At 60.3% G+C, this 12,168-nt stretch carries 8 protein-coding genes and 5 pseudogenes; 5 read left to right on the plus strand and 8 right to left on the minus strand.

Annotated features, from left to right (window positions below; all coding sequences use genetic code 11):
- Positions 1-204: 204 nt before the first annotated feature.
- Together OVA00_RS11215 and OVA00_RS11220 are read right to left on the minus strand one after the other, a co-directional pair.
- The gene (locus OVA00_RS11215; protein WP_268088904.1) at positions 205-1,239 is read right to left on the minus strand and encodes an IS110 family transposase; all 1,035 of its coding nucleotides are present in this window, start codon (positions 1,237-1,239) and stop codon (positions 205-207) included.
- 78 nt (positions 1,240-1,317) lie between these two features.
- Positions 1,318-1,512 (minus strand): annotated as a pseudogene (locus OVA00_RS11220) (IS66 family transposase); the annotation flags it as partial.
- A 174-nt stretch (positions 1,513-1,686) separates the two neighbouring features.
- Here OVA00_RS11220 and istA point away from each other — a divergent pair.
- Together istA and istB are read left to right on the plus strand one after the other, a co-directional pair.
- On the plus strand, positions 1,687-3,210 hold the full coding sequence (gene istA / locus OVA00_RS11225; RefSeq protein WP_442780493.1) for an IS21 family transposase: 1,524 nt from the start codon (positions 1,687-1,689) through the stop codon (positions 3,208-3,210).
- Positions 3,207-4,076, plus strand: a complete 870-nt coding sequence (gene istB, locus OVA00_RS11230) for an IS21-like element helper ATPase IstB (RefSeq protein ID WP_268088741.1) — start codon at positions 3,207-3,209, stop codon at positions 4,074-4,076. The genes istA and istB overlap by 4 nt, the downstream gene beginning before the upstream one ends.
- 131 nt (positions 4,077-4,207) lie before the next feature.
- Here istB and OVA00_RS11235 read toward each other — a convergent pair whose 3' ends face one another.
- The 4 genes from OVA00_RS11235 to OVA00_RS11250 form a co-directional block, all read right to left on the minus strand.
- Entirely contained in the window at positions 4,208-5,215 is a 1,008-nt protein-coding gene (locus OVA00_RS11235) for a tyrosine-type recombinase/integrase (RefSeq protein WP_268088906.1), read from the minus strand.
- Positions 5,212-6,144 (minus strand): tyrosine-type recombinase/integrase, encoded by a 933-nt coding sequence (locus OVA00_RS11240; protein ID WP_268088907.1) that lies wholly within the window; start codon positions 6,142-6,144, stop codon positions 5,212-5,214. The genes OVA00_RS11235 and OVA00_RS11240 overlap by 4 nt, the downstream gene beginning before the upstream one ends.
- The gene (locus OVA00_RS11245) at positions 6,141-7,379 is read right to left on the minus strand and encodes a site-specific integrase (protein ID WP_268088908.1); all 1,239 of its coding nucleotides are present in this window, start codon (positions 7,377-7,379) and stop codon (positions 6,141-6,143) included. Before OVA00_RS11245 ends, OVA00_RS11240 begins: the two co-directional genes overlap by 4 nt.
- Positions 7,380-7,625: 246 nt before the next feature.
- Entirely contained in the window at positions 7,626-8,012 is a 387-nt protein-coding gene (locus tag OVA00_RS11250) for a transposase (RefSeq protein WP_060610999.1), read from the minus strand.
- Positions 8,013-8,276: 264 nt separating this feature from the next.
- Here OVA00_RS11250 and OVA00_RS11255 point away from each other — a divergent pair, with 264 nt between their 5' ends.
- Both OVA00_RS11255 and OVA00_RS11260 read left to right on the plus strand, forming a co-directional pair.
- Positions 8,277-9,140, plus strand: a complete 864-nt coding sequence (locus tag OVA00_RS11255; RefSeq protein WP_268088550.1) for a tyrosine-type recombinase/integrase — start codon at positions 8,277-8,279, stop codon at positions 9,138-9,140.
- A gap of 4 nt (positions 9,141-9,144) precedes the next feature.
- Positions 9,145-10,333: pseudogene (locus tag OVA00_RS11260) on the plus strand (IS91 family transposase).
- A gap of 340 nt (positions 10,334-10,673) precedes the next feature.
- Here the strand turns inward: OVA00_RS11260 and OVA00_RS11265 are convergent.
- Positions 10,674-11,372, minus strand: a pseudogene (locus OVA00_RS11265) (IS110-like element ISRel9 family transposase); the annotation flags it as partial.
- An 83-nt stretch (positions 11,373-11,455) separates the two neighbouring features.
- Between OVA00_RS11265 and OVA00_RS40020 the strand changes: the two are divergent.
- Positions 11,456-11,772: pseudogene (locus OVA00_RS40020) on the plus strand (helix-turn-helix domain-containing protein); the annotation flags it as partial.
- Between the two features lie 101 nt (positions 11,773-11,873).
- On the opposite strand, the pseudogene OVA00_RS11275 reads toward OVA00_RS40020, so the two are convergent.
- Positions 11,874-12,145 (minus strand): annotated as a pseudogene (locus tag OVA00_RS11275) (transposase); the annotation flags it as partial.
- Positions 12,146-12,168 lie beyond the last annotated feature (23 nt).

The raw sequence follows: 12,168 nt of genomic DNA on the forward strand, positions 1-12,168 counted from the left end.
TGTGGTCGCACATGACCACTGGCCAAGATGATTTCCGCAACGTGTGTTCCTAACATAGCCTCGGCCTTGGATGGCCATTGGACCTAACGGAGTTTGACACGTCTTGGATCGTCCGATCGCATCATCTGCTCTTCTCTTGCAAGATCACAGCATCAGCTCAACACGGTAGCACTTTTGTCGCCGCTTCCCGTGATGGCTAATCGCTTAAGCTGCTTGTATCTGTCGCTCGGCCCGCTGGTACGTTTCTCCGCTAGTCATCAGCTTCCATGCAATTCGAGCGATCTTATTGGCGAGCGCTACGGCAACCAGCTTTGGTCTCTTTCGTTGCAGAAGCCCAAGAAGCCATGGGGAGGCATGCCTGCTTCGACCCGATCGGACATGCTGAAGCAGAGATGTTGCACCGACAACCAGTACGCTTCGCAGCATTTCATCTCCGGCTCGAGTGATCACCCCAAGCCTCACCTTTCCGGCAGTCGAATGGTCTTTCGGTGTGAGACCAATCCAGGCTGCGAAGTCGCGGCCCGATTTGAACATCCGCGGATCTGGGGTTTTCATCATCAGAAGTGATGCCCCTACGGGGCCGACACCGGGGATTTCCGCTAGGCGCTTGCTGCACTCGTCAGCATGATGCAACTTCATCAGCTTTTCATCAATCGCTTCAATTTTGCAAATCAACTCGCGATGTTCCTCGCCATGCATGGCAAAGAGTTCGTGGGCCAGTTCCGGCAGGGATTGATCTGCCGCTAGGCGCTCTAGTAGCGGTTCGATCCTGCACATGCCCTTGGCCGCGACGATGCCAAACTCCATCGCAAATCCACGAATGGCATTCGCCAGCTGCGTGCGATTATGAAGTAATCTTTGCCTGACCCCGATCAACATCAAGGCTGCCTGCTGACTAGCTGTCTTTACCGGAACGAAGCGCATGGTCGGGCGGCTCATCGCCTCGCACAATGCTTCGGCATCCGCAGCGTCATTCTTGCCACGCTTGACATAGGGCTTGGCGAGCTGCGGGGCGATGAGTTTCACATGGTGGCCAAACGACCCCAGTAATCGGGCCCAGTGATGCGAACCACCGCATGCTTCCACCGCAACAGTTGTTGGCGGTGTCTTCTCGAAGAACTTCAGCATTTCCTTGCGCGAGAGCTTCCTGCGCAGGATTGGTTGCTCAATTACGTTCACGCCATGCAGCTGGAAAATGCTCTTTAACGTATCCATGCCAATTCGAATAATCTGTTCCACGGACGGTCTCCTTCGATTGAGATTTCAACGAACTCATTCTGGCACATTCGATGCCGCTGGGAGCCGTCCACTTCAACAAAGCCAGGCCTTGGTGGTTTTGCCCGAACCGGGCGCAAGAGTGGGCAGGGTCGTCTCGTCGGCAAAGATCCTTTCGCCCTCCTTGACCCTCTCCAGGATATAATCGGCCAGCATCTGCAGTTCGAAGCCGAGATGCCCCATCCATTGGGCCATCAGCGATCGGCTGATCTCGACGCCGTCACGCAGATAGATTGCTGCGCGACATCGCACTTGACTACTCAGCGACATCGCTGGTGACGCGCGGGGCCGACCGGAGGATGGGCGTAGCCCGTCCGTAGGTTGGCCCCGCGCGGCGCGGATTTTTCCGCGCCTTCGGCCGCGACGATTGCCTTAAGTCCTGGATCTTCAACTGCGAGGAAGAGGACCTGGATGCCAGGCAAACCGATCACGGATCAGCAAGCGAGACTGTATATGAGATTGAACAAAAAACATCCTCGGGAAACCGCCGCGGCGATGTCTGGCTTTAGCGCCAGCACCGCCTTTCGGCTCGACAAAGACCCGCGCCTTCCCTCCGAGAAAAAGGCGCAACGCGGCCACGGCGGCGCTCGGCCCGATCCTTTCACCGATCTCTGGGAAAGCGAGGTGGTTCCGCTTCTCGAGCGCGCGCCGAACTTGCGTCCGGTGACCATTCTGCGTGACCTTTGCCTGCGCTACCCCGAGCGCGAGCTGACAGCGGCACGGCGCACTCTTGAGCGGCGCGTGCGGGAATGGAAAGCCGCCCATGGGCCGCAACAGGAAGTGATCTTCCGCCAGAACCATCCACCCGGTCGCCAGGGCATGTCAGACTTTACCGACTGCCGGTCGCTGGGCGTGACCATTGCCGGCGTGCCACTTGACCATCGGCTGTACCACTTCGTTCTGGTTTACAGCGGCTGGGAACACGGTGAAGTCGTTCTGGGCGGCGAGAGTTTTACTGCTCTGGCCAGCGGCCTGCAGAACGCATTGTGGAGCCTGGGTGCTTGTCCGATTGAGCACCGCAGCGATTCGTTGTCGGCGGCTTTCACCAACCGTGCCGACGAGACGCAAGAGGACCTGACCCGGCGTTACGAGGCACTTTGCGCCCATTACCAGATGACGCCGACCCGCAACAACCGCGGCGTCGCCCACGAAAACGGCAGCATTGAAAGCCGCAATGGTCATTTGAAGGACAGGCTCGAACAAGCGTTGCTGTTGCGCGGCTCGGACGACTTCGCCACGCTCGACGACTACCGCCGCTTCGTCGCCGAGCAGATCAGCAGGCATAATGCCTTGCGCCGACAGGAACTGGCCGTCGAGATGGATCATCTCAGGGCGTTACCGCAACGCAAGACCACCGATTACGATGATGCCGTCGTTGTGGTGACGTCGTCTGGCGGCTTCACCTTGCGCAGGGTCTTCTATACCGCCCCCTCCACCTATATCGGCCACCGCCTGCGGGTCCGGCTCTACGACGATCGCCTGGAATGTTATCTCGCATCCAGCCATGCCTTTACCCTGCCGCGCGGACGTCCACCGTCCAGTGGCAAGAGCGGCCAACACGCACATGTCGTCGATTACCGCCATGTCATTCACAGCCTTCGCCGTAAGCCGCAAGCGCTGGCCAATCTCGTTTACCGCGACCAGTTGTTTCCCCGTGCCGCCTTTGCCCGGACCTGGCAGGCCATGAACAAGAGGCTCGATCAGCGCACCGCCTGCAAAACCATGGTCGGCCTTCTCTGGCTTGCCCATTCCTGCGCATGCGAAGCCGAACTCGCATTGGCATTGGAGATGATCCTCGACGCAAGGAAGCTGCCCGATCTGGCCGCCTTGCAATCCCGCTTCGATGTCGCCGGCAATAGCGTCCCCGACATCGAGGTCGTGCTGCCCACAGCAGCCGACTATGACCGCCTTCTCACAGCAGGAGCAATGCAATGAACACCTCATCCGTCGATGTCGCAAAACTGCCGCTCATGCTGGCGAACTTGCGGCTTCCCACCTTCGCACGCCTCTGGTCTGAACTCACTCAACGGGCCGACCGCGAAGGCTGGCCGGCCGCACGGCTGTTGGCCACGCTTTGCGAATTGGAGATGGCCGAGCGCGTGCAACGGCGCATCCAGCGTCATCTCGCCGAGGCCCGGCTACCAGCCGGAAAAACCCTCGACAGCTTCGACTTCGCAGCCGTTCCCATGATCTCAAAGGCTCATGTCATGGCGCTGGCAGCAGGCGATGCCTGGCTCGCCAAAGGCGGCACGATCCTTATGTTTGGACCGCCAGGATCAGGCAAGACCCACTTGAGTGCGGCCCTCGGTGCTGCTCTCGTCGAAAAAGGCTTGCGGGTTTTGTTCACGAGAACCATCGATCTCGTTCAAAAACTCCAGACGGCCCGGCAGGAACTCGCATTGACAGCCGCCATCGACAAGCTCGACAAATTCGATCTGCTCATCCTTGATGACCTGTCCTACGTTCACAAGGACCAAGCCGAGACCAGTGTGCTGTTCGAGCTCATTGCCGCCAGGTACGAACGGCGATCCATCATGATTACAGCAAACCGGCCATTTGGAGCCTGGGATAGCCTCTTTCCCGACAAAGCCATGACCATCGCCGCCATCGACAGGCTCGTGCACCATGCAACCATCTTCGAGATGAATGTCGAAAGCTTCCGACGCCGAACAGCCACAGAGCAACGGCACTCAGCGACAGTGGCCACCAGCGCCAGCGACATCGATCAAACAAATGAAAGCCAACACAGCATCAACAGACCGATGTCGCTCCACGACATCGATCAGCGACATCGCTCTTGATCAAAAGAAACGGATCAGTCACTACCTAAATGTGGCCGTAGAATCAGTCACCAGCGATGTCGCTCGCTATGTCATCTGCGATGTCGCGCTATAGAGGCCCGTCTAATCTGGAATTCTCCGCCACATAATACTCAAATGCTGTTCAGTAGTTGCAGCACGGCGTCATTTGGTCGGAAACGGACGCCAAGATCGCCGGCGACTCCAGCCTTCTCGAGACCTTTACGCATCATCTCGACATCGGCGGCGGCATAGCGATGGGTTGTAGCGACCTGTGCGTGCCCGAGCCAGGCTTGGATCGTCAGAAGGTCAACGCCCGACTGGAGGAGCTTCATGGCCAGTGAGTGTCGGAAGATGTGCGGCGATACAGGCTTTTGGGCCAAGGCCGGCCTGATGGTCATGGCCTGGGCCACCGCTCGCCGCACGATGTGGGTTGCTCCGAAGCGCGTCAAGCGCTCGTTGCGGGCGCCGACGAATATCGGTCGCGGCTCGTGGTTCGCGATTCCGTGTTCGGCCAACAAGGCTGTCAGTGCTCGCGCCAGATCCTGAGGAATGGGGATGACGCGGTCTCTGCGCCCTTTGCCGCGCAGCAGCACTTGCGGGTGCGACCGTTCCAACTGAAGGTCGTTTGCGTTGACGCCGGTAGCTTCGGAGACCCGCGCGCCGGTCCGTGCCAGGAACAGTAAAAACGCACGGTCACGCCGACCGCGGGGCGTCCTTGGATTAGGCGCCTCAATGAGGGCGTCCACTTCGGCCTTGATGAGGTGATGGGTCACCTCGATGTGCGCTCGTTTTATGGGAATCGTCAGCACGCGTTGGGCGACACCGAAGGACGCCGGATCGGCGGCTGCGACATGGTGGAAGAACGATCGGATCGCCGCTAGGCGGGCGTTGCGCGTGGCGATGGTGTTGTTCCGCTTCTCCTCGAGTTCGTCGAGAAAGGCGAGAATGAGGTCTCGATCGAGCTCCTCGAGCACCAACGCCGCCGGCTTCTTCCGCAACCGGGTGGCGGCAAAGAGGATGAGCATGCGCAAGGCGTCGCGATAGCTGGCCATGGTCGCGGGAGTCGCGTTGCGTTGCTTGGTCAGGCGCCGGCGAAAGTAGGACTCCAAGAGCGGCGCCAGGAGTAAGTGTTCATTCATGCTGCGCCTCCATCGAGGAAGGCGCGCTCCGCCGCCATGGCGAGAAGCTCCACCGAGCCAGTGAGGTAGTAGGCTGTGTCACTGTAGTTGGCGTGGCCGAGATAGGTGGCGAGCACCGGGAGTAGCGCCTGGACGTTGGCGCGTTGTTGATGCCAAAGGCTCATGCGGGTCACGGCAAACCGGTGCCTAAGATCGTGCGGCCGCAACGGCTTGCCGTCATCAAGGCCGGCGAACTTGCGGACCTGAGCAAATCCGCTTTGCAAGCCAGTCGCCGAGAGGCGGTTGCCACGAGAGCTGAGGAAGAAGGCCTGGTCCTTGGGACTGGGAAAAGCGGCATCGCGCTCACGGGCATAGCGGCGAAGCGCTGTTTGGGTCGTCGTGTGAACTGGAACGAGACGGTCCTTGCGGAACTTCGTCTTCCGAATGAGAAGAACCCCGTTGGTCAGATCGACGTCGGAACGATCAAGCCTGACCACTTCGCCGGATCGCAGTCCCGAACTTGCCAACAATCCGATCAGCGTCGCCATCGTCCGCCCCCTGAGGGGGATGCCTGGCGAAATGCGGGTGCATGCGTCGATGAGCGACGCCAACTCTGCCTCGCTGAGGATACGTGGAGGTGGAATCGCCCTGGATCTAGGAAAGGCTCTGCGCTCCAAGGCTTCGGTTTGGGCGTCATAGACGGCGAGATACTCGTAGAAGCGGCGGAGCACGCCGTGACGAGTAGCGCGGCTGTTGGCGGCGCCGCCGAACGACAGGACGAAGTCCAGCGCCATCGTCCGGGTGGCGGGCGCATCGAATTGAGTGCGTTCAACGTAGCGGACGAAAGCGCGCAACGTACCGGCTTGTTTGCTGAAAGAGTAGCCGAGTGAGTGGCGCAGTTCGATGTAACGCTCGACCTTCTCGCCGAGGAAACGGGAAAAGGCGGTCATGCAGCGCCTCCCGGAAAGGGGAGTGCGACCTCGGCGAGCTGCGAGGCCGCAACCTTCACGTACAGCGCCGTTGTGTTGATGCCCCGGTGACCAAGAAGATCGGCGACCTCGTTGATTGGCCTTCGCTGCCCGACAAGCTGGGTGGCGAGGCTGTGGCGCAGGAGATGTGCACCGGCGACCCGCCCGAGTTCGACCCCGCCATGCCGCAACCGCTTCCTCACGATCCTTGAAACAGGCGCCGCAGACTTGAACGCTCCCACCGGCGGCGTGAACGACAGGAACAGATACGGACTGTCCACCTTCGGTCGAGCGCGCAGGATGTAGTCGACGAGCGCCGCGCCGGTCTCCTCGAGGAGTGGCACCACCCGATCACGCTTGCCCTTGGTACGCCGGATAAAAACCTCGCCAGTACGCCAGTCGATATCCTGCAGCCGAATGGCACGTAACTCGCCGTTGCGAATGCCCGTGGTGGCGAGCAGCAGCAGGACGGCTCGATCGCGGATAGCGACCGGCGTCGTTGGGCCGATCGCATCGATTGCGCGCCGAACGTCACCCCATGCAAGGCGCGGCGGCAGATGCGCCAAACGCCAATACGGCGTTCTCGGGACGATGCGGGCAAGATCTTGGTGATGGTGGCCAGCCCAACATAAGAACCGAAGAAATGTTCGAATGTGAGAAGTCGCTGCCGTGCGGGTGCCGGAGGTCGCCGATAGCGACAGCCGATGCTCGACAGCAGCAAGCACGTGCTCAGCTGTCAACGCCTCAAGACTTTGGCCGGGGTGGCGATGGCGGAACCAATCCAGAAAGCGGCGGCCGCCCAGAAGAACGCCTTCGCGGGTCTTCGACTCCAGGCCCCGTACCCTGCGCAGATAGTCCGAAAAGGAGGCCAGAAGGGGAGCATCCGGATCATCCTCTTCACTTGAAACGGAAATAATGAACCGCTCCGGAGCCACTCGCCGAGCATGTGCCAGAGCCGATACTGCCCCAATGCGCGGAGTATCAGTGGTAAACGCGCCCAAATAGCTGTCGATGACATCTTGATGGATTGGCATCGGACCACAGCGCGTCAAGGCAAACTGGCTAAAACGCGCAATCCGGCTCAGGTAAATCTTGGCGGACGCCCGCTTATAACCGAGCGCGAAAAAATGCTCCGCGAGGCGATCCATCTCGCCACCAAGCGCACCACTACGCAGGCGCTTGAGCACCCCACGATACGAGAAATAGAACTCGAGCATGTTGTCCCTCCGAATAGCGGCGCGGGGGGATCCCGCACCCATCCCAAGAGGCACGAAATATTATGTGGCGGAGAATTCCAGATTAGACGGGCCTCGGCTGGCGCGGGGACGGAACCGCCACATAATCTCGCCCGGCACATAAGAACGGGTCGAGACCGCCATCTCTGACCAGAGCCATCAAGGATGCCGCACCTTTGCGGAAGTCGACCGGCTGGCACGACACGTAAACGACGACGCCGGACGCGATCATGCCTTGCGGACCGCCCGCAGTATCTTCGCCAGGTGATCCGACTCGATATCGCCGGCGACGCGCACCACGACATCACCGATGACGATTTCCACCGTAGAGCTTGCCACCGGCTCAACGCGCGCGAACTTGACCTCCTCCTTCGCGGCTTCCGTCAGGGGCGCAACCAAGCCTGATGACAGTGCCTTGCGCCGCCATCCGTAAAGCTGCGAAGGATCCAATCCCTCAGCACGCGCGATCGCCGAGACATTGGCGCCAGGCAACAACGTCTCGGCGATCAGGCGCTCCTTCTCCTCGTCCGGCCAGTCGCGCGGCTTGCGTCGCGCCCGCACCGGCGCCGCCGTCAAAACCTCGAATGTTCGCGGCTGATTCACACTGTCGCTCATAGGATTCTCCGCATGATTCATGCAGAAAATCCCCGATCAGCGGACCAAATGATACGTGGGGGTCCCTACGCGCTTACAAACCAACGACTGAGCGCTGACGCTGGCTGATTGCGTAGCCACAGCCACGACAGTTGAATCATCATGGTGCGCAGCCGAGGATTGAACTAAGCCGCTAGTCGCGGCAATTGGTGGCCTCTTTGAGAGATGTCTCCTGTCTGAGAGGATTTGGGTGTTGCAAACCCACCCTTCAGACAGGAGATCCAGATGGCCGAGATGAGCCCTCTGCGTCGCCGGATGATCGAGGACATGACGGTCCGCAATCTTTCTCCGGCCACGCAGCAATCCTATCTTTATGCAGTCGCAAAGTTTAGCCGCCATTTCGGCCGATCACCGGCTCGGCTCGGCCTGGACGAGGTCCACGCCTTCCAGGTTCACCTTGTGTCGACGGGCATCTCCTGGTCCGGATTGAACCAGATCGTCTGCGCCCTCCGGTTCCTCTATGGCGTGACGCTCGGCCAGAATACGATCCCGGAGCATATTCCGTATGCGCGCGAGCCACGCCAGTTGCCGGTTGTTCTTTCGAGCGACGAGGTGGTCGACTTTCTGCAAGCCGTCTCCAGCTTGAAGGCGCGGGTGGCTCTGACAACGGCTTATGCCGCCGGCCTGAGGGTTTCGGAGGTCTGTGGTCTTCGCGCCAACGATATCGACAGCTCAAGGATGGTGATCCACATCACGCGTGGCAAAGGCGGCAAAGCCCGCTACGTCATGCTGTCGCCGGAACTGCTCGGGATCCTGCGCAGCTATTGGCGGTTGGCGCGGCCCAAGGACATTGTGTTTCCTGGGCGCGATCCAGACAAGCCGATCGCGCCGTCGGTGCTGCATTCCGCCTGCCGTTCGGCGGTTGCGGCGGCGGGTCTTTCCAAGCACGTCACCGTCCATACGTTGCGGCATTCCTTTGCCACTCACCTGCTCGAGAACGGGACCGATATCCGCATCATCCAGGTCCTGCTCGGTCACGCCCACCTCTCCACGACAGCGCGCTATACGCAGGTCTCTACCGACACGATCCGGTCGACGGCCAGTCCGCTCGATCGGTTACGACTGGAGGTGACACCGCCGGAATCGTGATCGGTTGCGTCCCACCTTCGAAGTCGCCGACATCTTTCGGCGACATGGGAGCTCCTACAGACGTGAGAACGCCGGTCATCTTGGCCGCGGCGAACGACGCGTCATGGGCGCGATCGAAGCCTGCCGGACGCCGAGGCTCGGCGGTCACGTCGATGCCTGCGACGATTGCGGCAGGACCCGCATCTCCTATAATTCCTGCCGCAATCGCCATTGCCCGAAGTGCGAAGGCGCGGCCCGCAAGGAGTGGGTCGCTGCACGCGTCGCCGATCTGTTGCCGGTCCCGTACTTTCATGTGGTCTTCACGCTCCCACCGGGCATCGCCGAGATCGCTTTCCACAACAAGGCGGTCGTCTATGCATTGCTGATGCGCATCGTGGCCCAGACGCTGCAGACCGTTGCCGCCGATCCCAAGCGGCTGGGCGCCGAGATCGGCATCGTCGCCGTGCTTCACACCTGGGGCCAGGCCATGACCCATCATCCCCATGTTCATTGCGTCGTGCCCGGCGGCGGTCTCTCGCCCGACAGAGCTAGGTGGGTGGCATGCCGGCCGGGCTTCTTTCTGCCCGTGCGCGTACTGTCGCGGCTGTTTCGGCGGCTCTTTCTGACGGCCCTTGCTAGAGCCTTCGCTCACGGTGAACTCCGCTTCTCCAACGAACTCAGCCATCTCAACGATGACGAGGCGTTCACCCGCCATCTCGCGCGTGCGCGCCGCGTCGAATGGGTCGTCTATTCGAAGCCACCGTTCGGCGGCCCCGACCAGGTGCTCGCCTATCTCGTACCGCTACACCCATCGTGTTGCCATCGCCAACAGCCGCATCGTCGAGGTCGATGATGACCACGTTGCCTTCCGATGGAAGGATTACCGTGGCAAGGGTCGCGACCGCGAGAAGATCATGCGCCTTGACCCGCACGAGTTCATCCGGCGTTTTCTTCTACACGTGCTCCCGGACGGCTTCCACCGCATGCGCCACTTCGGCTTTCTCGCCAATAGCCACCGACGGGATCGTATCGGCCTCTGCAGGCAGATCCTCGATCAACCATCATCAGCAGGGGAGCGGTCGCAGGCAGGCAAATCACAGCCCGGGCAATCCCACGAATGCCCTGACTGCCGGCGTCCCATGCGTAGGACAGGAATCACTGTTGCGCCTGTTTCGCCGCCCCGGCCATCATCTTTCTGGTGCGATACATCATGAACTCCGACAATCCGCACCCCCTCCCATATGCCCACAAAACCAAGCGCCGCGCCGGCGCGCGATACCGCGTGGCCCTGGCCACACCGAAAGACCGACAGTGTGCATTGAGAGCGCAAAAATCGCTTCCTATCGTCCGGCAAGCTGCTCGCGAAGGTCGCCAGATCACCACAAAAATCGGCGGTGCGATTGCCGTCCACGACGAATCCGCTATCGTCATCAAGCGGCGTGCTTTACTATTCCCATAACGGCGCCAAACAACCCGCGCCTTACTTCAATCCGGCTTATGTGAGGTCGCTCGAGCTCGCCGCGACGACGGATGCGACCTCACATAACCCTCCAGATTCCCTGCTTTTGAGACACCCTGTTCATGATCAATCGTCCCGCTCATCCATGGGGTGGGTGTCAACCCGGCATAGGCGGCAATCTGCCGCCGATTATCAAAATGCCGGGACAGTGCTTCGGTCCAAAGAACGGCGGCAAATTCAGCGCCAACACCCTTTAAGGATAGCAGCATCGCTGCGGGCGAAGTTGCCTCAACCGCTGGCTGCTCGTACGTCGATAGGAGAGAATTACGCTCGCTCTCCACTGCAGCAATCTGTTCTAGCAGCAACTCGAGGCGGTCGAGTTCGCGATTGATCTGAGCCTTCAGGTGTTTCGGTAACTCGCGCCCATCTCCCGTCTGGAGCTCCTCCAACCGTTTACGGCGATCCTTACGGAGCGGTTGATAGCCGCTGACGCCTTGAGCGAAGAGTAGCCCCTTCACTCGGTTTACATGCCTGACCCGTTCAGCAATCAAAACTTTGCGTTCCCGGCAAATCCGACGCCGATCTTCGTCCTTCGGATCTGGTGCTCTGACCATCGCACATACACGTGGCTCGCCGCGCTTGAACGCGAGCAATGTGCGCGTCAGAGCCTCTCCATCGATCTTGTCGGTCTTCGCACGCCGACGTCGACGGGAGGTCGCTATCGAAGCTGCGTCGACGACGTAACTCTCGATGCCGTGAGCCTCCAGCACGCGATGTATCCAGAAGCCGTCTAATACCAACGAGCGCGATTTCTGACTCTCGTGGGATTCCTTTTGGGCTTCGAATCTGAATCGATGCTGCAAACAGGAGGTTTGCGGTGGGTTCAGCGATATCTTTGCGACAGGACTTTAATGGGTTGGCGCTCCGGCAGTTGGCTCGGCAAACGAAGAATGCCGATCAAGCCCGGCGCTTGCTTGCGCTGGCGTCGATCTACGACGGCGGCTCGCTCGCCTCGGCAGCGTGACGGTGCAGATCGTCCGCGACTGGGTCGTGCGGTTTAACGAGCGCGGTCCCGATGGACTGATCAACGGAAAAGCGCCGGGTGGACGCGCGAAGCTGAACGACGCGCAACGGCAGGCGCTGGCGAAGATCGTTGAAAGCGGTCCGATCCCCGCTATCCACGGTGTGGTGCGGATTTCGGATTAACGGGACAGCGATTCCGGTAAATCCCGGACAGTCGTTTCACTAAATCGCGGACAGTGGAGTGCACCCCCAGACTGAGACAAGGAAAATCGCACCGCCGTCATCGCGAACTGCCCTTCGGCAATGACAGCGAGCGCAACAGGTGTTTTTTTGGGCCGGTGGCGATCTCAAGCGCTTCCTTGAGGATTTCGCCTTCCATCGTCTTCTTGCCCAACAGGCGCTGCAGTTCCTTGACCTGGTTCTGAAGGGCTCGATATTCGGATGCCGGAACGACGTCTTCCTGCGATGCGGTTGCGGTGAAGGCTCCCTGCGCTGCAAGCTTGCGCCAATTGAACAACTGGTTCGGCTGGATGCCGTGACGCCGGAGCTATGGTCGGAAATGGGTGA

This window comes from Ensifer sp. SL37, from assembly GCF_026672675.1.
Lineage (GTDB): Bacteria > Pseudomonadota > Alphaproteobacteria > Rhizobiales > Rhizobiaceae > Ensifer > Ensifer adhaerens.

Bases quoted from the DNA above. Each gene is read 5' to 3' on its own strand.
- istA (WP_442780493.1), top strand. From the start codon at position 1,687: ATGCCAGGCAAACCGATCACGGATCAGCAAGCGAGACTGTATATGAGA.
- istB (WP_268088741.1), top strand. From the start codon at position 3,207: ATGAACACCTCATCCGTCGATGTCGCAAAACTGCCGCTCATGCTGGCG.
- OVA00_RS11235 (WP_268088906.1), bottom strand. From the start codon at position 5,215: ATGAATGAACACTTACTCCTGGCGCCGCTCTTGGAGTCCTACTTTCGC.
- OVA00_RS11240 (WP_268088907.1), bottom strand. From the start codon at position 6,144: ATGACCGCCTTTTCCCGTTTCCTCGGCGAGAAGGTCGAGCGTTACATC.
- OVA00_RS11245 (WP_268088908.1), bottom strand. From the start codon at position 7,379: ATGCTCGAGTTCTATTTCTCGTATCGTGGGGTGCTCAAGCGCCTGCGT.
- OVA00_RS11250 (WP_060610999.1), bottom strand. From the start codon at position 8,012: ATGAGCGACAGTGTGAATCAGCCGCGAACATTCGAGGTTTTGACGGCG.
- OVA00_RS11255 (WP_268088550.1), top strand. From the start codon at position 8,277: ATGGCCGAGATGAGCCCTCTGCGTCGCCGGATGATCGAGGACATGACG.